The sequence below is a fragment of the Luteolibacter arcticus genome (genome assembly GCF_025950235.1).
GTDB lineage: Bacteria > Verrucomicrobiota > Verrucomicrobiia > Verrucomicrobiales > Akkermansiaceae > Haloferula > Haloferula arctica.
This window is the reverse complement of the sequence record NZ_JAPDDT010000002.1, coordinates 696,641-720,675: the sequence shown is the minus strand read 5'-3', so window position 1 is coordinate 720,675 and position 24,035 is coordinate 696,641. Positions and strand designations below refer to the sequence as shown.

General features: G+C 64.2%; 10 protein-coding genes. 8 read left to right on the top strand and 2 right to left on the bottom strand.

Going from position 1 to position 24,035, the window contains the following annotated elements; all coding sequences use genetic code 11:
- The first annotated feature begins 39 nt into the window (after positions 1-39).
- From OKA05_RS07700 to OKA05_RS07680, 5 genes are all read left to right on the top strand, one after another.
- Positions 40-3,492 (top strand): pilus assembly PilX family protein, encoded by a 3,453-nt coding sequence (locus OKA05_RS07700; RefSeq protein ID WP_264486542.1) that lies wholly within the window; start codon positions 40-42, stop codon positions 3,490-3,492.
- 12 nt (positions 3,493-3,504) lie between these two features.
- Complete coding sequence (locus OKA05_RS07695) at positions 3,505-4,200, top strand: hypothetical protein (protein WP_264486541.1); 696 nt, start codon at positions 3,505-3,507, stop codon at positions 4,198-4,200.
- A 29-nt stretch (positions 4,201-4,229) separates the two neighbouring features.
- A complete protein-coding gene (locus OKA05_RS07690) occupies positions 4,230-7,829 on the top strand; it encodes a 3-keto-alpha-glucoside-1,2-lyase-like domain-containing protein (RefSeq protein ID WP_264486540.1) in 3,600 nt (1,199 codons plus the stop codon).
- A 97-nt stretch (positions 7,830-7,926) separates the two neighbouring features.
- Positions 7,927-10,311 (top strand): DUF1549 domain-containing protein, encoded by a 2,385-nt coding sequence (locus OKA05_RS07685; protein WP_264486539.1) that lies wholly within the window; start codon positions 7,927-7,929, stop codon positions 10,309-10,311.
- Positions 10,312-10,386: 75 nt separating this feature from the next.
- Positions 10,387-11,748, top strand: coding sequence for a DUF1501 domain-containing protein (locus OKA05_RS07680; protein WP_343226956.1), 1,362 nt, complete (start codon positions 10,387-10,389; stop codon positions 11,746-11,748).
- Between the two features lie 12 nt (positions 11,749-11,760).
- Here OKA05_RS07680 and OKA05_RS07675 read toward each other — a convergent pair whose 3' ends face one another.
- Complete coding sequence (locus OKA05_RS07675) at positions 11,761-12,249, bottom strand: DUF4240 domain-containing protein (RefSeq protein ID WP_264486537.1); 489 nt, start codon at positions 12,247-12,249, stop codon at positions 11,761-11,763.
- Between the two features lie 419 nt (positions 12,250-12,668).
- Here OKA05_RS07675 and OKA05_RS07670 point away from each other — a divergent pair, with 419 nt between their 5' ends.
- Together OKA05_RS07670 and OKA05_RS07665 are read left to right on the top strand one after the other, a co-directional pair.
- Entirely contained in the window at positions 12,669-16,013 is a 3,345-nt protein-coding gene (locus OKA05_RS07670) for an Ig-like domain-containing protein (protein WP_264486536.1), read from the top strand.
- A gap of 126 nt (positions 16,014-16,139) precedes the next feature.
- A complete protein-coding gene (locus OKA05_RS07665; protein WP_264486535.1) occupies positions 16,140-21,821 on the top strand; it encodes a lamin tail domain-containing protein in 5,682 nt (1,893 codons plus the stop codon).
- Between the two features lie 136 nt (positions 21,822-21,957).
- Here the strand turns inward: OKA05_RS07665 and OKA05_RS07660 are convergent, their stop codons facing one another.
- On the bottom strand, positions 21,958-22,848 hold the full coding sequence (locus OKA05_RS07660) for a sugar phosphate isomerase/epimerase family protein (RefSeq protein ID WP_264486534.1): 891 nt from the start codon (positions 22,846-22,848) through the stop codon (positions 21,958-21,960).
- 125 nt (positions 22,849-22,973) lie between these two features.
- On the opposite strand from OKA05_RS07660, the gene queG reads away from it, so the two are divergent.
- Positions 22,974-24,005 (top strand): tRNA epoxyqueuosine(34) reductase QueG, encoded by a 1,032-nt coding sequence (gene queG / locus OKA05_RS07655; protein ID WP_264486533.1) that lies wholly within the window; start codon positions 22,974-22,976, stop codon positions 24,003-24,005.
- Positions 24,006-24,035 lie beyond the last annotated feature (30 nt).

Below are 24,035 nucleotides of genomic sequence, written 5' to 3'. Positions count from 1 at the left end.
GACCGGCTCCCGCAACATCGGATTGTGACGCAAAAACCCATGACCGCTTCCAACCCTACTTTTCCCGCCCGGCAGCGTCGGCCCCGCGGCTTCGCCTTGATCATTTCCTTGTCGTTGATGGTGCTGATCATGGTGCTGGTCACCGGCTTGCTCGGCCTCTCCACCATCTCGCTGCGCAGCGGTGGTCGCGATGTCCACGCTGCGCAGGCCCGCGCGAATGCCCGCATGGCCCTGGTCATGGCGATCGGCGAGCTCCAGCAACAGGCCGGACCCGACACCCGCGTCACGGCACGCGCGGATATCCTGGGCGCGGATCGTCCGCCGGTACTCGGCGTCTGGAAGAGCTGGGAAGGCACCGATCACGATACCAAGGGCCGCCCGGTTTCCCCCGGCAACTACGCCTCGAAAAAGGAGGCACGCTTTCTCGCCTGGCTGACCTCGGGCGACCTCAAGACCTTGCCCGACACCAAGGAGCGAAACGGCAGTGTGCCGCTCGTCGGCATCAAGACCGTCGGCGATGGCACCGGTCGTGCGGAATTGCAGGTTCACCTGGAACCCCAGCGAGTCTCGGACGCACAAGGCAATGGTGGCTTCGCCTGGTGGATCGGTGGCGAAAACCAGAAGGCACGCCTGCCCAAACCCCACCAACCGAGCGAAGACACCGCAGCCCGCTGGTCCGTGCTCGCGAAGAGCCACACCGTGGCCGACCCCAAGCCATTCCGCATGGAGGATCTGCTCGAAGACGCCACGCCCGCCGATCGCACGGTCAGCCTGATGCTTGGCGATCTCATCGCGGAGAAGGGCACCTTGAAGGCGTCGCAGGAGTTCTTCCACGACCTCTCCACCACCTCGGTCGGCTTGCTCACCAACACCGCCACCGGCGGCTGGCGCAAGGACCTCTCGCTGGCCACGGAGAACTGGACCCAGTTGCCCTCGTCGAATCTCCCCTTCTTCCGCCTCACCCCGGAAAAGGACGGCGCCGCCACCAAGCCGACCGCCAGCAACGCCACCGCCGACCGCTCGATGCTCTACCCCTGGTCCGCCTACCGCGGCAGCGCCAGCGAATGGCCGATCTACCGTCACGGCCCGGTCAGCAGTTGGGAAAATCTCCGCGACTACGCGACCCTCTACAAGAAGATCAGCAGCAACTCCTCCGGCCGCAATCGCATCAACAACTACTCGGTCGGGATCGACGATACCGCCAACGGCTTCAGCTTCCTCCACAAGGTCCGCCTGCTGCCGGTGGTCGGCCGCATGCAGTGGGTCTTCTCCCACTATGCCGTGGCGACCGGTGCCAGCGGCTCCGGCCAATACACCGCCCGCCTGTTGGTGACCCCGGTGATCACGATGTGGAATCCCTACAGCGTGGAGATCACTTCCCCGTCCTCCCTTTCATTTTTCGTCCCCAAGCCGCTGCCAGTGGCGCTCCGCTACAACGTGAGCGGCAGCACGACTTTCAACTGCCTGACCGCAGGTGGCCTGAACAACCAGCCTTCGCTCTCCACCGCCGGCAACTTGCAGTACCAGATTGCCGCGGCCTTCACGCTCAAGCCCGGCGAGACCCGGGTCTTCAGCCCGGGTTCAAGTTCCTCCGCGGATACGATCGTCCCTGCCGGCAGCATTGCCACGCTGCAGCCAGGCTACCGCAGCAAAGGCGGCCACTACTTCGACGTGAAGAACGCCTCCAACCAACCCGTGATCGGCACCGGCACCACCATGATCAAGGCGGACGCCAAGTTCGACACGACCTACGACGACGGCAAGCCGGGTGTCGGCATCTACCTGGACATGTCGACGGGAAGCGTGCGGCACCTCGTCTATCGCATGGTTTACACGCCGCTGATCGCCAACGACGTCTACAAGCCGCTCAATCAGCTGGGCGATGCCACGCTCGCCCAAGCGGCCACCAATCCGGTGCCGTTCATGTCCACCGTCTTCGGCGCCCGCATGGCCAGCAAGACCCACTTGCCGGCCAAGGGCTTCGTCCAATCCAGCCCGCTGGTGAACTACACCGCGATGGGTGACAAGGACCTGGCGGAGAGCACCATTGGCATCGACTACAGCGGCACCAATCACCCGGTGAACTCGCCCTTCGACTACAGCTTCATCAAGCACTCCGGAATGGATAGCCAGCTCCCGAATGCCAGCGACACCACCGGCCGCGGCTACATCGTGACCGGCTTCAACAAGTCCGACGGCCTCTCGCGCTGCGTCATCGCGGAAATCCCGGTGCGCCCGCTCGCCTCGCTCGGGGAGCTTCAGCACTGGGACATACGCTATGAAAATCCCATCCCGCCTTTTGCCTTTAATCTGATCGGCAACAGCGATGCCAGCCCCTTGCTGCCGGCGAATGCCGTGATCAACTCCAGCTACGCCAACCTCACCTCGAACCTTCAGCACGACGACAGCTACTGCGCGAATCACTTGCTCTTCGACGACTGGTTCTTCTCCTCGATCGCGCCGGATCCCACCCACTACGGCACCGGCGGCAAGAACCTCCAGACGACCTACACCGACTTCGTTTCCGGCGTCGCGCCACTCGCCAACCGCGCCTACCTGCCGATCGCGGCGGACGCTGGCTTCGCCTCTGCCGCGGAAGGCAATGCCACCAAACTCTACGACGACCACGTCAAGAAATCCGACGGGTATCGCACCATCGCCTCACGCTTTGAAGTGGAAGGCATGTTCAACGTGAACTCCACCTCCGTCCTCGCCTGGCGTGCCCTGCTTGGCCATGCCCGCCAGCAGCGCGTGCCCTACATCCAGGAAAGCGGCAGCTCATGGAATGTCGATGCCTCGGGCGAGACCGATCACGCGGTCAGCCGCTTCTCGATTTCCGGCGATGTGGAAGCAGGCAAGGCCGGCTCGTCCGGCAGCTTCCCCGAGGCCACTGAGTTCGCTGGCTACCGCGTGCTCGATGACGAGGTCATCGACCAGCTCGCGGAGGAGATTGTGAAGCAGGTCCGCGCGCGCGGTCCCTTCCTCTCGCTCTCGGAGTTCGTGAACCGCCAGCTTTCCTCCGGAAATCTCGCCCTCGCCGGTGCCGTGCAGGCCGCGCTCAACGAAGTCGCCAAAGGCGGCTCGAATCCCTTTGCCACCTTGGAAGCCACCATCGGTTTGCCCGGCAAGGCCACCGCCAATCCGCCACGCGTCGCGGAAGCCGGCTACCGCCACCCCGCCGCCGCCGAGGGCTGGAATGCCTACGGCCTGCCCGGCTGGACCCGCCAGGCCGACATCCTCCGCCCGCTCGCGCCCATCCTTTCCGCCCGCGACGATACCTTCGTCATCCGCGCCCACGGCGATGCCCGGGATGACAAGGGCAACATCGTCAGCCGCGCCGTCTGCGAAGCCACCGTCCGCCGCACCCGCGACTACATCGATCCCACCGATGCCCCCGAACTCGCCACGCCGCCGAGGTCCGCCATCAACAAAACCTTCGGCCGCCGCTTCGAAATGGTGAGCTTCCGCTGGCTGAACCCCTCGGAGATCTGACAGACTGATTCCATGCGATTTCTCGTTTTCCTCTGCTGCCTGCTGCCGCTCGCCCTCACCGCCCAGGAAAAGAAGGGCGCCCGCACCTGCCGCGTCCTCTTCCTGGGTGCCGCGGATACGGATCCGGAAAAGCTCTTCCTGCACGACGGCACCGCCGCGCAAGAAGTCGAGCTGCCACGGCTGAACCTGTCGAAAGTCTACGAGTTGCCCGGCGGTGCGCTCACGTTGAGGATGCTCGCCGCGCTGCCGGTGGAAGGTCAGCCCATCCCTGCCACGGTGCCCTCCGCCGCCGTGCCCGAAACTACCGGTGACATCTACCTGATGCTCAGCCCGGATCCGGCGAACAAGACCGCGCCGGTGCGCATGCAGGTCATCGATGCCACCGCGGACCGCTTCAAGCCCGGTCAGATGCTGTGGTTCAATCTGACCGCCCACGATGTCGGCGGCACCGTCGGAAAACAGAAGCTCGCCGTGAAATCGCGTGCGAAGGTCATCCTCGACCCACCGGCCTCCGCGGTCGAACCTTACAACGTGAACCTCAGCTTCCGCATCGCTGGCAAGGACGCGCTCTACCCTCTTTGCGAGACGCAGTGGAATCACGATCCCGCATCACGCACGGTTCTCTTTATCATCAATGAAGCCGGCAGTCGCGCACCTCGCGTGCTCGGATTTCCTGACCATCGTGCGTCATCTGGAAAGAACCCGTAACCATCTCCGTTCCTGTCTTCACCCGACCCATGCAACGATTCGCATCAACACTTTCCCTGTTCCTCATCGCGCTGCCGCTCCACGGCCAGGAATGGAAACCGCTCTTCAATGGCCGCGACCTCGACGGCTGGACCGGAGACCCGCGCCTCTGGCGCGTTGAAAATGGCGTTTTGGTCGGCGAGACCGACGACGCCGGCCGCAAGCTCGCCGCAAATTCCTTCTTGATCTGGAAAGGCGGCGAGGTCGCCGATTTCGAGGTGGAATATCAGGCCCGCGTCACCGGCAACAACAACTCCGGCATGCAGTACCGCAGCCGCGTGCTCGATCCCAAGCAGTGGGTCGTCGGCGGCTACCAGATGGACCTCCACCCGGAGCCGAAATACCTCGGCATGCTTTACGAGGAAAAGGGCCGCGGCATTGCCTGCGAAAGCGGCCAAAAGGTCGACCTCGCAGACAAGCCGAAGGTCACCGGCTCGCTCGATCGTCCCGCCACCAATCTCGCGGAGTGGAACACCTACCGCATCGTCGCGAAGGGTGATACCGCCACGCATTACATCAACGACAAGCCCGTCGCGGAGATCCATGACGTCGATGCCGCGAAGCGATCCCTGAAAGGCGTGCTCGCGCTGCAAGTCCACGCCGGTCCTGCCATGAAAGCGGAGTTCAAGGGCCTGCGCCTGCGCACCTTCACTCCGGCTCCCGTGGCCGTCCCTCCGAAGGCCACCGCCGCCGCTCAAGCCGGCGAGCCGACCATCTCGTGGATCTGGCAGAACGCCAAGCCCGCCAGCGACCAGAAGGTCTACTTCCGCCGCGAGTTCGCGCTGCCGCGCGACATCATCTCCGCTTCGCTCGCCGTCACCTGCGACAACTGGCAGCGCGTCTGGGTCAATGGCAATGACCTCGGCTGGACCAGCGAGTGGGGTGCGCCCGCCAATCATGACGTCATGAAGCACATCGTCCAAGGCGGCCGCAACGTCATCGCCGTGGAAGGCCGCAATCAGGACGGCAGCGCTGGCATGGCCCTGCGCTTCACCGCCACGCTCAAGGGTGGTCGCAAGGCATGGATCGTCTCTGACGAAAAGTGGCAGACCGCCCTCGAAGCGCCGCGCGGCTGGCAGGAGCCGCGGTTCTCGCCGCGCGATTGGACGCCCGCCGTCCCTGTCGGCAAGATGGGCGATGGCCCGTGGGGCATGGTGCTCCAACCTGATGCCGGCGGCGGCACCATGCCGGTCGATGTCAGCGACAAGTATCAGCTCCTCCCCGGCTTCAAGCTCGAGCGCCTCTATCAGGTGCCAAACATCCAGGGCTCATGGGTCGCCATGACCGTCGATGGCACGGGTCGCCTGCTCTGCGCCGACCAATACGGCAAGATTTACCGCGTCACGCCCGCCACCAAGCCGGACCAGGAAACCGTCGTCACCCCGACTTCCATTCCGCTCGCCGGTGCCCATGGCTTGCTGTGGCATCAGGGTGTGCTCTGGGTCACGGTGAATGAAGGTCCCGAGCCCGCAGGCGTCTATCGCGTCACCGACAGCGATCGCGATGGCGAGCCGGACAAGGCCGAGCGGGTGCTAGCCGTAAAAGGCAACGGCGAACACGGCCCTCACGCACTCGTCCCGTCGCCGGATGGCAAGTTCATCTACTTCGTCGCCGGCAACTTCACCGACCTGCCAGAAATGAAGGACTCGATGGTGCCCAAGGTGTGGAAGGAGGATCAGCTCCTGCCACGCCGGCCCGATGCCCGCGGCCACGCGCAGGACCGCTTCGCGCCCGGCGGGTGGGTTGCCCGCTGCAATCTGGACGGTTCCAACTGGACGCTCGTCGGCATGGGCTTCCGCAATACCTACGACATCGCCTTCAATGACCGCGGGGATCTCTTCGGTTACGACTCCGACATGGAGTGGGACCTCGGCATGCCGTGGTATCGCCCCACCCGCATCGGCCACATCGTCCCCGGCTCGGAGTTCGGCTGGCGTCACGGTACCGGCCCGTGGCCGACCTACTACGAAGATAGTATGCCGCCGCTTGTCGAGCTGGGGCCGGGTTCACCCACCGGCATGCTTTCCGGCAAGGATGCCAAATTCCCCGCGAAGTACCAGCGTGCGCTCTATGCCTTCGACTGGACCTATGCCACCATCCACGCCGTCCATCTCACGCCGGATGGCGCGAGCTACAAGGCGGAGCGCGAGGAATTCCTCGCCGGCACCGGCCTGCCGCTGACCGATGCCGCCATCGGCAAGGACGGCTCGATGTATTTCATGACCGGCGGTCGCCGCACCGCCTCGGCGCTGTGGCGCGTCACCTACACCGGCAACGAATCGGTCGCACCGGTTCCCTTCGCTGCCAAGGAAGCCGAACTCGTCGGCAAGGAAGGCGCGTGGGAGGGTCTCGCTTCGAAGGATCGCATCGAGCGCTTCAACTCGCGCATCGCCATCGAGCACGCTGGCCCCGGCCAGATTGCCCAGAAACTGGCCGGCGAGAACGATCCGTGGAAGGTCATCGAAGGGGCCATCGCCCTCGCACGTGTCGGCTCTGCCTCGCAGCGAAGTGTGTCACTGGAGGCGCTGCTGCGCCTCGACTGGGCCAAGCTCGACGTGGCGCAGAAGATCAACTGGCTCCGTGCGGCCGGTCTCGCCTTCGCCCGCCATGGCGAACCGACCACTGACGAACGCACCAAGGTCATCGGCAAGATCGATGCCGCCTTCCCCTCGAACCAGAGCGATGTCGATCGCGAGCTGTGCCGCATGCTCAGCTACCTGCAGGCTCCCGGCATCGTCGGTCGCACGCTGGCGCTGATGGATACCACGGGCCCCTCGCCTGCACCTGACTGGCTCGCCGTCGCCGAGCGCAACGCCCAGTACGGTGGCGATGTGAAGAAAATGATCTCCAACCTGCCGCCCGCGCAGGTCATCCACTACATGTATTGCCTGCGGGTGGTGAAGGGCCCGTGGAGTCAGGAGGACCGCAAGCGCTTCTTCGCGTGGTTCGGCCGCCTGGTAGAGAAGAGTGGTGGTGCCAGCTATGCCGGCTTCATCCAAGATCTGCGCAAGCAGACGCTGGAAACTGCCACCCCGGAAGAGCGTGAATGGATCCAGAAGATGGCGCCCGTGGTGACCGCCAATCCGCTCGCCAATCTGCCACCCGTCCAAGGCCCCGGCCGTGAATGGACCGTCACCGAAATCGAAAAGCTCGCTGCCACCGGCCTCACCGGTCGCAACAAGGAGAACGGCAAGAAGATGTATCAGGCCTCGCTCTGCGCCGCGTGCCACCGCTTCGATGGCGAAGGCGGCTCGGCCGGCCCCGACCTCACCGCCGTCGGCGGACGATTCAGCGTGAAGGACCTCGCCGAAGCCATCCTCGAGCCCAGCAAGGTCGTCTCCGACCAGTACGCCTTCGACACCATCATCAAGCACGACGGCTCACAGGTCGTCGGCAAGTTGATCGAGGAGAAGGATGAGCACTGGATCATCGCGACCAGCCCGTTCGACTTCAGCTCCACCAGCGAGATCGAGCGCAGCCAGATCAAGGACATCAAGCCGTCGCCGGTTTCCCCGATGCCCGCCGGCCTGATCAACCGCCTCAATCCGGACGAGCTGAAGGACCTGCTCGCCTACCTTCTGGCGAAGTGACCGCCTTTTTTTAGTGAAATTAGAATGACCCTTGGGGTCGTAGGTGGAAACCTCTCTCCCCGGCGACCGCCGCCCGGGGGGAAATCCCCGCCTTGCGATGATGTTTCTCCGCTACTTTTTACCGCTTCTCGGGGCGTCCGCTGCCTTTGGCGACGTGGACTTCGCCCATCAGGTGGTCCCGGTCCTGAAGGAGCACTGCGCCAAGTGCCACATGGACACCGCCAAGAAGGGCGGCTTCTCCATGAACACCCGGGAATCACTGCTCGCCGGCTCCGAGAACGGCGCGGTGGTCGAACCCGGCAAGGCGGACGAGAGCCTCCTGCTGGAAAGCGTTCTTTCCGACGACAAGTCGGACCGCATGCCGCCGAAAGGTCCGCGTGTGCCGGCAGACCAAGCCGAGATCCTCAAGAAGTGGATCGATGAGGGCATGGCGTGGGAGCCCGGCTTCACCTTCGGCAAGGATGCCTATGAGCCGCCGCTCAAGCCGCGCCGGCCGGAGCTGCCGCCAATTGCCGAAGGCCGCGAACATCCCGTCGATCGTCTGGTCGATGCCTATTTCGCGGACAACAAGGTCACCCGCCCGCAACCCCTCGGCGATGCCGCCTTCATCCGCCGCCTCACGCTCGACCTCACCGGCCTGTTGCCCGCCCCCGATGCCATCGACGCCTTCGTCGCGGACACTTCGGCGGACAAGCGCGAGAAGCTGATCGCCGCGACGCTCGCGCGCGACACCGACTATGCCGAGCACTGGCTGAGCTTCTGGAACGACCTGCTCCGGAATGATTACCAAGGCACCGGCTACATCGATGGCGGCCGCAAGCCGATCACCGGCTGGCTCTACCAATCGCTGCTTTCTAACAAACCCTACGACCAGTTCGCGCGCGAGCTGCTCGCCCCGCCGACGCCGGATTCGCGCGGCTTCATCGATGGCATCCAGTGGCGCGGCAGTGTCAATGCGTCGCAAGTCCGCGAGATCCAGTTCTCCCAATCCATCTCACAGACCTTCCTCGGCCTGAACATGAAGTGCGCCTCGTGCCACGACAGCTTCGTGGACCGCTGGAAGCTCGATGAGGCCTACGGTCTCGCCGCCATCTATGCCGAGAGGCCTTTGGAAATCGCCCGCTGCGACAAGCCGACCGGCCGCATGGCCAAGGCCGGCTGGATCTTTCCCGAGCTCGGCGAAGTCGATGCCAACGCGCCTCAGCCGGAGCGGCTGAAGCAACTCGCCGGGCTGATGACCCATCCGGAAAACGGCCGCTTCACCCGCACCATCGTCAACCGCCTGTGGCATCGCCTGATGGGCCGCGGCATTGTCCACCCGGTCGATGCTATGGACACCCAACCGTGGGACGAGGACCTGCTCGATTACCTCGCCGTGCGCCTTGCCGACGATGGCTACGACTTGAAGAAGGCGCTCTCGCTCATCGTCTCGTCGCGGATCTATCAGTCGCAGCCGGTGGCCACCGCGGAGAATGCCGACCCCACCGTCTTCCGCGGTCCGCTCGCCAAGCGCATGAGCGCCGAGCAATTCGTGGATGCCGTGTGGACACTCACCGGCACGGCACCGGCCAAGGCCAACAATGCGGTTCCCCGTGGCAAACCGGACGGCTCTTCCGTTCTGAAGGCCCGCTGGATCTGGTCGGAAGCGAGTGCTTCGTCCGCCGTGCCTGACAACCACGCGATCGTGCTCGGCACCGAGGTCACCTTGCCCTCCACGCCGCTATCCGCACGGGCGGTCTTCATTGCCGACAATGAAGCCGAGATTTTCGTCAATGGCCGCTCCGTCGTGCGCGAGACCATCCAGCCGGAAGGCCCTCGCGGGCTTGCCATCAACTTGGATCACCTCCGCGCCGGCAAGAACTCCATCATCGTCGTGGCTCGCAACGGCGGCAGCGGACCGAATCCCGCCGGCTTCCTGTTCGAGGGCCGGATCGAATTGCCCGATGCCAAGCCCTTGACCATCGCCACCGACTCGTCGTGGAAGTGGACTCCCACCTTGCCCGATGCCCAAGGCCGCTTCTCCCGCCCGCCGACGGATTGGAAGCCCGCACAAGAGCTGGCCAACCCGGGAGTATGGGACCGCTTTGTAGCGACCATGCCTCCGCTCGCCGCGGATCCGCAACCGATGGTTCGCGCGTCACTGGTGGCGGCGGATCTGCTGATGCGCGCGCTCGGCCGCCCGAATCGCGAGCAGATCGTCAGCATGCGGCCGGATAACATCACCACGCTCGAAGCCATCGACTTGGCCAACGGTGAGCAACTCGCCGGCCTGCTGAAAAAAGGAGCCGCCGCTCTTTCCCGGGAGCAAAAGGCCACGCCCGAGCTGATCGACCACGTCTTCCTGCGGGCCCTCGGCCGCCGTGCCACCGCCGCGGAAAGGAACGGCCTCGGCAGCACGCTTGGCCAGCGCCCGACACCGCAAGCCATCGAGGATCTTCTTTGGATGGTACTATTGTTACCGGAGTTCCAGTTCGTCCGCTGAACCATTCTGCATCCCGTGGAAACCACCCGCCGCACCTTCCTCAAGGCACTCTCCGCCTCCAGCCTGGCCGCTGCCATGTCAGGCGCGCCGCGCGCGTTTGGCAATGAAGAGGTCGTCCATCCCAAGGCCACCGCCGACTGCTGCATCCTGCTGTGGATGGCTGGCGGCATGGCTGCCCCGGAAACCTTCGATCCCAAGGGCTATCGCCCCTTTGAGAAGGGCCTGCCGATCGACAAGATCCTCAGCACCTTCCCCGCCATCGATACCACGCTCGACGGCGTGAAAATCGGCCAAGGCCTCGAGGAGATCGCAAAGCTGATGGATCGCGCGACGCTGATTCGCTCGCACGTCCAGCCCGACCTCGGCTCCATCCTTCACTCTCGCCACCAGTATCACTGGCATACGGGCTACGTGCCGCCGCAGACCGTCGCCGCACCCCACATCGGCGCGTGGATGGGTCGTGTGCTCGGCCCGCGCAATCCGGTGATGCCCGCGTTCGTCAATATCGGCCAGCGGCTGGAAGGCATCGGCGAGAGCGAGGAGCTCAAGGCCTTCACCACCGCCGGCTTCTTCGGTGCCGAGTTCGGACCGTTCAATCTGCCCTACCCCGATGAGGCCGCCCGCTCGGTGCGCCCGCCGGAGGGCATGGACGCCGGCCGCTTCACCAACCGCTACCAGCTCTACCGCAAGCTCGTGGATGCCAACCCGCAGCGCGACTTCATGAGCGACCACCAGCAGGAGTCGATGCTCCGCTCGCTGGAGAATGCCCATCGCCTGTTAGGCTCGAAGGAAAAGGAAGCCTTCGACCTGACCCGCGAGTCGAAGGCGACCTTGGACTCTTACGGCCCCGGTCGTTTCGGCCGTGGTTGCCTGCTGGCCCGGCGCATGGCGGAAGCCGGCGCGCGCTTCATCGAGGTGACTACCGAGTATGTCCCTTTCCTCCACTGGGACACCCACGAGAACGGCCACGAAACCGTCGCCAAGCTGAAACAGGAAATCGACCGCCCCATCGCCCGGCTGATCCGCGACCTGGAAGAACGGCGCATGCTGGATCGCACGCTGGTGATCATCGCCAGCGAGTTCAGCCGCGACATGATGATCGAGGGCGTGCCCGGCTCGGAGGCCAAGGATCAGGCGCGCGTGAAATCCGACACCTTGGAGAACATGACCCACTACGGCCTGCACCGCCATTTCACCGGCGGTTCTTCCGTCGTGATGTTCGGCGGCGGCATGAAGAAAGGCCACGTCCACGGTGCGACCGCGGACGAGCGTCCGCTGGTCGCCGTGAAGGACCCGGTCACCATCACCGACCTTCACGCCACCCTCTTCACCGCCATGGGCATCAGTCCCAAAACGGTTTACGACATCGAGAAACGCCCCTTCTACGCCACCGAAGACGGCAAGGGGAAGCCGGTCATGAGCTTGTTCGGAGCGTAACGACGTTCTCGCTCAGTCGCCGAACTTCGCCGTCAGCTTGGGAAGCTTCTCGGCATTCAGGTCCATGTCATCGAAGTCCCATTCCTCGCCGGAAGGTTCCAAGGCGGGCGGATCGTCCGAGTGCGGGATTTCTTCGTCGGTGATCGATTGATAGACCTGACCGGCGACGTAGCCGAACTCTTCGTTGGAGAGAAAGTCCTCTTCATCCAACAGGTCGGCGAGCGAATCGGGATCGGCCAGGGCGGAGTCGTAGACCTTCTGGCCACGCGAGATCAGGCCGTAGCGGAAGTCGGCGAAGCCATCGTCCGAGCAACCGCCTTCCATCAGGGAGGCGGCGCCCCACAGCGACCAGTTGTAGGCGCGTGCGTGGGCTTCATCGAAGTGGCGTTGGAAGTCCGCGATCTCGACGGGCTCGAGTTCTTCGAGGCGGGCGGCGAGTTCGGCGGCAGCGTCCTCGGTGTCGAGGCCATCGAGCAGTTTCCAGAATGCGGTCTTGTCCATGCGGGCGGCGACGAAAGCAGATGAGAGGCGGGCGGGAAGCGAAAATGTCGGGGTCGGGTCTCCGGGACGAAAACCCGCGCGAGTGGCGGTGGTTTCGTCCCGCAGCGATGAGCGAGTCCACCTGGAGGCTGAGGCCCGGGATCGGGCAGCGCAACGTCCGACTTGGCAGCCCTTCCGTCTCCCTGAGGTGGGCGACTCTTACTCCATCAATGTCAATCGACTACGGACATTGCGGATCGACCTAACAACGCCGCGCATTTTGGCAGGGATTGGGAATCCAATTCCATCGCCTCTTCCCGAGACCGGGGTAAAACCGGAGTTCATCGGTGCCTGCCATTTCGCAGCGAGCTGTGGAAGAGGTCGGCCCGGTGGAATCCCAAGACACGAAAGACCCAATTCAGAAAACAACCCAGTTCCCCATGAAATTAACCACGTGCTCCGCAGGAGCGCTGGCGAGTTGTCTCGCCGCTGCCCTCTTGTTCTCCCCCATCCCGCTGGTGGCCCAGACCATCACCAACCCGGGATTCGAAGCCAATACCTTCACCGTCTTCCCCGGCTACATCGACGCCAGCCCGACCTTCACGCCGAACGGCCCGATCACCGGTTGGACCGGCACCCCGGTGAGCCGGACGGGCCTCAACCCCTCAGGCTCCTCTCCCTTCGCGGACAACGGCGTCATTCCGGAAGGCCTCAATGTCGCCTTCGTCCAAGCGGGCGCTTCCGGCGTGGCCAGCCTCCAGACCACGGTCACCGGCCTGCAGATCAACACCAAGTACAACGTCTCCTTTCGCGTCAACGCCCGCGCCGGCCAGTCCGCCGTGCTGAGGTTCTCCGTCGATGGCACCCCCGCGGGGGAGGATGCCGAAGTGACCGCGGTCGGGGGAACCAACCTCTACAAATACGCGGCCTTCGAATTCACCGCCACCGCGGAGCAGCACACGATCGCCATCGCCAACATGCGCACCGCCGGTGACCATACCCTGACGGTGGACGATGTGAAAATCGCTCCCTCCTCCAACGCCTGGTCGGTGGCTCCGTGGACTGGCGACGCCGATTCGGGCATCGACTCCAGCTACGTCTATACCCACTCCTACAACTTCGGCACCAACAACGGGGTCACCATCAATGGCGTCCGTTTCCTCGGCAGGGAAACCGGGACGCCCGGTCGCTTCGCCCTCACCGGCCTCGGCACTACCCACGGCGGCGGCACGAATCATGTGACCGGCAACAGTGCGGGTCTCGCGGGACCATTCCGCTACGACGGGCAGCCGTCGATCAAGTTGGAGAACCTCAAGCCTTCGACCCAGTACGTCTTCACGGTCTACGGGGTGAGTTGGGACGGCAACCCCGCCACGGAATACCGCTCGGCAACCTTCTCCAGCAATGCGAGTGCGAATGAGCAACGCCTCACGGTGAGCCTCAACAAGTATGGTCTGGGCAAGCCCGCCGGCCAAGGCCAGGGCTACGGCCTTCTTGTCCACTACGCCTACACCACCGACGCGCTTGGCTCGCCGGTCACCATATTCTACCCGGCCCTCGGAGGGGGCGGGTTCCATACCTCTGGCTTCAGCAACCGCGAGGCCGTCGCCAGCACCCCGGCACCCGCATTTACCACCGCCGCATGGAACGATGACGCAAGCTCCGGTGTCCTCCCCACCCACCACTACACCCATGCCCTCAACTTCGGCACCGCCGCGAGTGTGAACGTCAATGGCGTCGTCTTCACTGGCACCCCCGGTGCCAATCCAGCCGCTCCGGGCTACACGTCCGCCCTTCCGAACGTCTTTAACAACGACACGAACAACGAAATCTCGAGCCCCAGCGCAGCATTGTCGCGGGATTTCGCACATGCCGGTTTCCCCGGAGCTCACAACTTCTCCGGCCTCACCCCTGGCAAGGCATACGTCTTCACCATTTACTCGACCGGCTTTGAAGCGCCGGGCGTTCGCTACAATACGTTCTTCGGCAATCGCGAAGACGCCCCCGTGGTCATCGACCAATCCGAGTTCGGAAACAACAAGGGCATCCGCATCGAGTACCGCTACACGGCGAAGGCCGACGGCACCGCGAAGATCTTCCACTCCGCCTACACCCACAACACCTCCATCCATGTTTGCGCCATCAGCAACCGCGAGGCCGACCCTACGACAGGCGTCGCCCCGCTGATCACGCTGCAACCGGCAGGTTCCATCATCGCCACGGGTTCCAATTACACGCTCCGTGTCGGAGCCATCGGCAGCGCCACCCTTTCCTACCAATGGAAGCGTGGAACGACCGTCGTCGGCACCGACAGTCCCGTTCTGGATCTGTCCAATGTGACCGCCGGGGACACCGGCAAATACACCGTGACGGTGAGCAATGGAGTCAACTCCGTCGCCAGCCAGACGGTCACACTGCTCGTCCTCGACCACGTGCCCGGTATCTTCGGTACCGGCTTGGACGAAAATGGAGAAATCCTGGCCAACGGCATTATCGACCCGCACTACACGCTGACTGCGAATCCGCACGACGGAACCAAGTTCGACACCTACGTGCAGACCAACGTTCCCGGCGCATGGCTGGCGAACTCCGCCACCTCGAAATGGATTGGCCCGCTCGCGAACACCGCTTCCGCCAATGGCAGCTTGGACGCCGGTGAAGGCTTCGGCACCTACGTCTATCGCACCCACATCGATCTCACGGGCCGCGATCTTGCCACCGTCAGGATCCTTGGGAGGTGGGCATCGGACAACAACGGCCTGGCAATCCGCGTCAATGGAGTGGCCACCGGCATTTCGAATCTCAACCCCACCGGCGCGGCCTTTTCCACCCTGGAACCCTTCGTCATCGATACCGGCAACGCGCCCGGCCTGATCGCGGGCATCAATAACATCGACTTCGTGGTGAACAATGCCGGCGACGGCCTCACCGGCCTGCGTGTGGATACCCTGCGCGCAGTTGTGATCCCGGCGGCGGGAGCCTTGCCCGTCGTCATCGTGCAGCCCAAGGGCGGCACGGTCATCCGCAATGGCAACCTCACCCTCAAGGTTTCAGCCATCGGCTCGGGTCCGTTGGGTTACCAATGGTACAAGAACGGCGACCCGATCTCAGGCCAAACCGGCACTTCGCTCAACCTCGTCGGCACCAGCGCTGCCATCAACGGGAACTACAAGGTCATCGTCACCAACGCGGCAGGAGACGCGGAAAGCACCACGGTTCCGGTGATGGTCGCCAATGCCGCGCCGGTCGCGAATAACGACGGCCCGCTCGTCACCGACGAAAACGTGCCACTCGAACTCAGTGTCGAATTCGACCTGCTCTCAAACGATACCGACGGCAATACCGACACCCTGACGCTCACCAACTACAACGCCACGAGTGTGAATGGCGGAACCATCGTGGCGGGCGGGTCCCCGGGCACCCTCGTCTATACTCCGCCCGTGGATTGGCCGATCACGGGCGAGGCAAATGACACCTTCACCTACACGATCAGCGACGGCTGGGGAGGCACCGCCACAGGCACCGTTACCATCGCCGTGGTCTCCGGGGCGAGCGTCCCGCCAACTCAGATGACGCTGGCCGTCGACCTGAATGGCAACAACGTCACCGGCACCTTCACCGGCACTCCCGGTGCCACCTACATCCTGCAACGCTCGACCACGCTCCTAGCGGACAGCTGGACCAATGTGGACACGAAGGTGGCTGAGGGTTCGGGCGTCGTGAACCTGGTGGACAATGATCCTCCGGACGGCCGCGCCTTCTATCGAATCTCCTACGAGGAGTAACCTCCCTCGCAGTCTGATGCTTCCCGGCTCCGCGGACCCGAGTGGTCCGCGGAGCCCTCTTTTCGGGAGAGAGAGCCCTGCCCTCCCTGGCTCTCCTCCCACCTCCGATCTCCTTTCTGTTCGTCCATGTTCACCCCTAGATGGTTCCCGCTCCTTGGCCTCGTCGCTGCGACGCGATTGTCCGCCGACACGCCCGATGCGGTCGTCACTTTCAATGAGATTCACTTCAATCCGCCAACCAGCCAGGAGGCGGAGTGGATCGAGTTGCACAACCAGATGGCGGTGAACGTCGATCTCTCCGGCTGGTCACTGGCGGATGGCATCGACTACGTCTTTCCTAGTAGCACGGTCATTCCCGGCGGCGGCTATCTGCTGATCGCGAAGACGCCGGGCCACGCATCGCTCACTGGCATTCCGGGCGTGCGCGGACCCTTCACCGGAAACCTTTCCAACAGCGGCGAAACGGTCGACCTGCTGAGCCCTACCGGCCGGCTGATGGACCGGGTCTCGTATGGCGACACCGCGCCGTGGCCGGTTGCGGCCGATGGCCCCGGAGCCACGCTGGCGAAACGTCTCCCCGGCAGCAGCGCGCTTGATCCCGCGAACTGGCGCTTTGCCACTGCCACCCCGGCGACCCTCAATTTCCGTTCACCGGATCAACCGCTGGTTCACGTCTTCACGAATGCTGACACCACCTGGCGCTACCGCGACAACACCGCCGCGCCGTCCAGTTCTTGGGAAAACACTTCCTACAACGACAGCCTCTGGTCGCAAGGCCAAGCACCCTTCGCCACCACCGGCACCCCTCCGGTGCTGAGCGTCACCGCGAATCTGGTCGAACGCTATCGAGCTGGCGCGGTCACCGGTGTGGCGAACGGTGCCACCTTCAGCCCGTGGACCGACACGGCCACGGGCGATGGCGTTTCACAGAATGCCGTCCCGGGTAGCAATCCTGCCTTTCAAGCGAATGCCACTCCCAGTGGCGAACCGGCGATCGACTTCGATGGCAACGATGAGTTTCGTACTTCGCTCTCGCCCGGCATCGCACCCACGTCGGGCTTCGTCTACTTCATCGTCTGCCGCGCGAATGCTGCGCCTAACAGCGGCAGCGTTACCGGAGGCGAAGGTGCCTATCTCTTCGACCGCGTCACCACGGTGGGTGAACCGCTGGTCTCGCTCAAGGCGGTGAATGGCCGCTACGGATTCCAAAAGCGCTACGATGATGGCGGAGGCATTGGAGGACCGGTGTCCACAACCTCGATCTCGACCACCCAGTTCCAAATCGTGGCAGTGCGGCGGAATCCGGCGGAGAGCCGGTTCGAACTGTGGGTCGATGGCGTGATGGAAGGCAGCGTGCCGGATGACGGCTCGGATCTCACACCACAGCCGATCGTGATGGGCTGCCACGGCAGTTCAACCACCCAAGGCTTCAATGGCGACATTGCCGAGCTGCTGGTCTATCGCAACGCGCTCGGGGAATCCGACTTCCAAGCAACCGGCGCTTACCTCGAAGCGAAATACGGCCTCGCCACCGCCTTTCCAGATGGCGCTGCACGGACGTCGCTCGCCACAAATGCCTCGACTTCCTATTTCCGCAAATCCTTCACCTTCACCGGCGACCCCGCTCGCACGACGCTGGAACTCGGTCACACGCTGGCCGATGGCGCGGTCTTCTATCTGAACGGCCAGGAGATCTCGCGCAGCGGCATGCCCGGCGGTGCGGTGGCTCACTCGACGTCAGCGTCAGCCGACCTCGCCGCGCCGGCGGTCACCGCGTATCACACCGTCCCATCCTCGGCTCTGGTCAGCGGCACGAATGTCCTCGCCGTCTCGGTGCACACCGGTGCTTCCGACAACACCGCCTACTTCACGGCCAACCTCCGCGGCATTGAGACGCCCGTGGATCCCGACCTTCCCGCAGCGCTGGAGTTGAATGAGATCGCAGCGTCCGGAGCGGTATCATTCTTCATCGAAGTCCGGAATCCATCGTCGCAGGCGATTTCGACGAATGGCTTCACGCTGGAGGTGGCAGGTTCCGAAGATGCCGTTGATGCCTTGCCGACGACCACCGTTCCCGCGGGTGGCTTGCTGCATTTCAATCAGACCCAACTCGGCTTCCGCCCCGGCACCGGCGACAAGATCATCCTGCGCGCACCGGGTGGGGCTCCGGTCGATGCCCAGATCGCGGAAGCCGTCGTACGCGGCCGCAGCGCCGCTTGGCCGAACCGCTGGCTTTACCCTTCCTCGGCGACAGCGGGAGCAGCGAATGCCTTCGCGCTGCAGCAGAATATCGTGATCAACGAGATCTGCTACCATCCGCCGGAACTGACGCCGGCAAGCGCGGACAAGGAGTGGATCGAACTCCGCAACCGCGGTGCCTCGACGGTGAATCTCGGTGGCTGGCGCGTCGGTGGCGGGATTGAGTTCACCTTTCCAGCCAACACGATGCTCGCAACTGGCGGCCATCTGATCGTGGCAAAGAATCCCGGCAGCTTCCCCGTTCCCGGCGGTGTGACCGTGCTCGGCCCGTGGTCCGGCAGCCTCGCCAACAGCGGCGAGACGGTGACGCTCTTCGACAGCGCGGGGAATCCGGCCGACGAGGTGAAGTATTTCGATGGCGGCCGTTGGCCCGGCAGCCCCGATGGCGACGGCTCGACCCTCGAACTCCGCGACCCGCGCTCGGACAACTCGCTGCCGGAAGCATGGTCTGCCAGTGATGAAAGCACCCGCCGGACGTGGCAGAACTACAGCTACCGCATCACCGCTGCGGCGAGCAGGGTCGGACCGGATGGCCAGTGGCGCGAGTTTATCTTCGGCTTGTTAGACAGCGGCGACGTTCTGATCGACGACATCGCCGTCATCGAAAATCCCGACAGCAGCGCGGTGCCGATGATCGACAATGGCAATTTCAGCGCTGGCACCAACGGCTGGCGCTTTCTCGGCAACCACCGCCACGCGCAGGTGATCGACGATCCCGACCAACCGGGAAATCCGGTGCTGCGCCTCTCCTCCAAGGGACCGACCGAGCACATGCACAACCACGTGGAGACGACGCTCGCCAGCGGAAGATCGGTGGTGAACGGCCGCGTTTACGAGATCCGCTACCGCGCCCGCTGGCTCGGCGGATCGAACCGTCTCAATACCCGGCTCTACTTCAACCGCTGCGCCAAGACCACCGAACTGACGCGCACGGAGCACCCCGGCACGCCGGGCACGGCGAACTCGGCGGCCGTGACGAATGCCGGGCCCGGATTCACCCGCTTCATCCACTCGCCTGCAGTGCCGGATGCCGGCGGAAGCGTCACTGTCACCGCCCGCGCTGCCGATCCCGATGGTCTCGGCACACTGACGGTCCACTACGCGGTGAATGGCGGATCCTTCACGGCCATCCCAATGACTCCTTCCGGCGACGGCACCACCTTCACCGGAGCCATCCCGGGCCAAGCCACCTCCAGCGTCGTTCGCTTTTACGTGTCCGCGACGGATGCCGGGGTGCTACCACAGACCTCGTACTTCCCCGCGGAGGGAGCCTCTTCGCACGCCCTTTATCAGGTGAACGACGGCCTGGCCGCCACCAACGGCCTGCACAACCTGCGGATCGTAATGGATCCGGCCGATGAGGCGCTGCTCTATCAGGAGAACAACCTGATGAGCAACGAACGGCTCGGCTGCACCGTGATCTATGACGAACGCGAGATCTACTACGATGCCGGCGTCCGGCTGAAGAGCAGCCAGCGCGGCCGTCCTTCCAACAACCGGGTCGGCTTCAACCTCGGCTTCAATCAGGACCAGCTATTCCGCGGAGCCCACCGCACCGTGGCCATCGACCGTTCGGACGGCCAGGAAACCGGCTGCCGGGAAATCCTCTTCGACCACACGATGGCAGCGGGCGGCGGCATCCCGGCGGAATACAATGACCTCTGCAAGGTCATCGCGCCGAATCCCGCGCACACCAGCCATGCCATCCTGCAGATGGCTCGCTTCGGCGACGTGTTCCTCGACTCGCAGTTTGAGAACGGCAGCGACGGCACGGGCTGGGAGTACGAGCTGATCTACTACCCCACCACCACCGATGGCAATGGCTACAAGCTTCCGCAGCCGGACGGCGTGGTCGGCACGGACTTGACCGACCTCGGCGACGACAAGGAAGCCTACCGCTGGAACTTCCTATTAGAGAACAACGAGGACAAGGACGACTACTCGCGGATCATCGCCGCCGCGAAGCAGTTCGCCAAGAATGGCAGTGCCTTTGAAACCGGGCTGACTGACGTCATCGATCCGGCTCAATGGCTCCAGGCATCGGCCCACGCCTGCACCACCGGCGCGGGGGACTCGTTCTTCGACAACTCGAACCACAACGGGATCTTCTACGCACGGCCGGATGGACGCGTCCTCTATTTCCCGCACGACATGGACTTCTCGTTCAGCGCGACGCGGGGCATCTTTGACAATTCCGAGCTCCAGAAGCTGGTCGCGAATCCCGCGCGGCGCCGGCTCTACCTCGGACACCTGCATCACCTGTGCACGACCGTCTTCAACCAGTCTTATCTGGGGCCGTGGGCCACTCACTACGGCAGCTTGTTGCCGGGTCAGGATTTCGCCGGGCATCTGAGCTACATCAACACCCGCTCGAATTACATCCTCGGCGCGATCCAGAGCGACACGCCGTCCGTCCCCTTTGCCATCACCACGAATGGCGGGGCCAATTTCTCGACGCCCTTCAGCCCGGCCTCGCTCGCCGGCAGCGGCTGGGTGAACGTCCGCAATATCCGCCTCGCCGGATCGAGCGTCCCGCTGGCGATCACATGGACTTCATCGACAGAGTGGCAGGTGGCGGTGCCGATCGGCGCGGGTCCGAATGCGATCACGCTGGAAGCCGTGGACTTCACCGGCGCCGTGATCGGCAGCGATAGCATCGTGGTCACGAATACCGGCGGCATCGCGCTGCCCGCGCCGTCCACGCTGGTGGTCTCGGAGATCTACTACAATCCCCCGGGCGACGTGGAGCTCACCGAATATGTCGAGTTGACGAACGTCTCGAACGCGACGCTCGACCTGAGCAGCGTGAGCTTCGAGGCGGGTGTCGAGTTCACCTTCCCCGGCAGCACCCTGCTGGCACCCGGCGCGCGGATCCTGGTGGTAAAGGACACGGCGGCCTTCAACGCAGCCTTCGGAACCGGCAGGCCGGTGGTGGGAACCTTCCCTAACAGCCTCGACAACGCCGGCGAGCAGCTCCGGCTGGTCGCCGCGAACGGCGACGAGTTGCACGACTTCATCTACAGCGATCAACTGCCTTGGCCACTGGAAGCCGACGGTGACGGCTACTCGCTGGTCCTGATCAATCCCGCGTCCGCACCGGATCACGATGACCCGCGAAGCTGGCGTGCCAGCGCGGTGGCGGGCGGTGGCACACCGGGCCTTGCCGATACCCAGAGCTATGCCGCCTGGAAGACCGCGAATGGCAATCACGGCGACAACGATGACCTCGACGGCGATGGCTTCACCACCCGCGAGGAGTACTTCCTCGGCGGCAATCCGCAGGCCTCCGAACCGACTTTGGCACCGACCTTCGAAGTCGAGGAAGGAGGTAGCTTCCTGATGACCATCACCCGCCGCGCCACTGCGGAAGGTGCCAGCGTGTTGCCGGAAATCTCGACCGACCTCGAGGACTGGGACGTGGATGCCAGCGCCGAGTTCATCGGCAGTCAGCGCGAAAGCACCAGTCCGGCGGTGGATCGCCTGCACTATCGCATCACCCCGCCGCCGGGAGGCACGAGCTTCTTCGCGCGCTTTGCGTTCGGACCGTAAGGGCTGTTAGAGCCTGTCTGGAATTCGTAGCTGGGGCATCTTGCCCCAGTCCGTTGGAGGGGCGTCCCGCCCCTCCGCCTTGGCTCCCCAATGGGCAATTGGGGAGCCGTTCCGCCGATATTTTTCAGACGGCTTCTCAGGCCGGCTTCAGCCACTTCCTCAAGGTCCCGACATCGTTCTTCATCGCCTCCAGCATGCGGGCGACGTGGTTGTCGCCGGAGATGTACTCGATGTGGATGGAGATCGGAGTGGTGGCTGGCAGGAGCTGACGGACGAGCGCCGCCGACTTCGGATTCACCGCACCTTCACCGAGTGGGCACGGGTTCCACTGGCGCCCATCCAGGCGGTAGTCCTTGAAATAGACCGACACGATGTGCGAAGCGGCGCGGTGCAGGTTCAGTTCCCAGGCGTTGCCTCCCTCGACGGTGGCATGCGCGAAGTCGAAGGCCAATCCGAGCTGCGCGGGATCGATGCCGTCAAGCGCTGAGACCATGTCCCAGATCGGGCCGCCGACGTAATCGTTGCCGCGGTGATTCTGATACTGGCCCTGCACTCCGAGTTCCTTATTCATCGCGGCGATGTCGATGAGCTTGGCGCGGATGTCCGCAAGCTGCGGGGCGATCGGCTTCTTCAAGTCGTAACGGTAGTGCTTGAGTCGATAGCGCTTGATGCCGAGCGCGGCGGCAGTGCGGAGCACGGTTTCGTGTTCGGGCTTCACCTGATCGACGTCGGAGGAAAGAATGACGATCTCGAGGCCGCGCTTTTTGAAGGCCTCGTTGAAAGCAGGCAGCTTGTCCGCCACGTCCCTCGGCTCAATGTGCCCGCCCGCCCGGATCGGAGCCTCGATGCCGGTAATGCCCAGTGCCGCGATTTTCTCCGCGAGCTCGTCCGCGGGAACTTTCTCGAGCATCTTGGTAAAGACGGCGAGCGGCCGATCCGCCGGAGCATTCTCCGCCGCAAGCAGGGGCGAAACGCCAGCGGCGGCGAGGGCGAGGGCGGAGCGTTCGATGAATTGCCGGCGGTGCATGGTTCCCAACCCTGACCGGCCCGCCGGGGATTTCAATCCACCGGTTCGGGTAGGGGCGGAGCGGCCAAAAACTGCGCAATGACGCCGCGGTTGTCTCGCGCGCCTTCCCGCCCCATGGTCCCCCCATGTCCCCGGCCGATGCGATCAAGCAGCTCGCCCGCGAGACCGGCTTTGACGATTGCCGGATCGCGGTCGCGCGCGTGGCGACGCATGCGGACACTTTCAAGGACTGGATCGACGATGGCTGCCACGGCGACATGGCATGGATGGAACGCACGCCGGAGCGCCGCTGCGACCCGCGCGAGGTGCTGCCCGGCTGCAAGGCGGTGGTCTGCCTCGCGCTGAATTACTACCCGGGCCGTAGCGCGGGGGAAGGCTACCGGATCGCCCGCTATGCGTGGAATGACGATTACCACGACATCATCGAGAAGATGTTACGGCGAATGGACGAGGGCATGCAGGCGCTCGGCGGCACGCAGCGCTTCTACGTCGATACGGGCCCCGTGCTAGAGCGCGACTTCGCCAGCGATGCCGGGCTCGGCTGGAACGGAAAATCGACCGTGCAGATTCACCGGCAGATCGGCACTTGGTTCTTCCTCGCCGAGCTGCTGACCACCCTGGATCTGCCTCCGGACCCGGTTTTCGGCGACCATTGCGGGAAATGCACCCGCTGCATCGATGCCTGCCCGACCCAGGCGATCACCGCGCCGCACCGGGTGGATGCCCGGCGCTGCATCTCCTACCTGACGATCGAGCACAAGGGACCGATCCCGGAGGAATTCCGCGAGGCGATCGGCGACCGGCTCTACGGCTGCGACGCCTGCCTCGAGGTGTGCCCGTGGAATCGCTTTGCCCAGGAGTCGCGTGAGGCTCGCTTTCACGCCCGCGAAACGGTGTTCGCGATGAAGGCCCGCGATTTCCTGGCGCTGGATGACGACGGTTTCCGCACGCTCTTCTCAAAATCGCCGATCAAGCGGATCAAGCGCCCGCGTTTCCTGCGGAACGTCTGCGTGGTGCTGGGCAACACCGGCGGAGCGGACGATCTGCCCTCCCTGGACCGCGCGGCGGCCGATCCCGATCCGCTGATTGCCGAACACGCGGCTTGGGCGGTGGAAAAGATCCGCTCCCGGCTGGCAGAAATCCCGCATCCAAACTAAACCATCGGCCCGGCATGGACCGTGCATTCC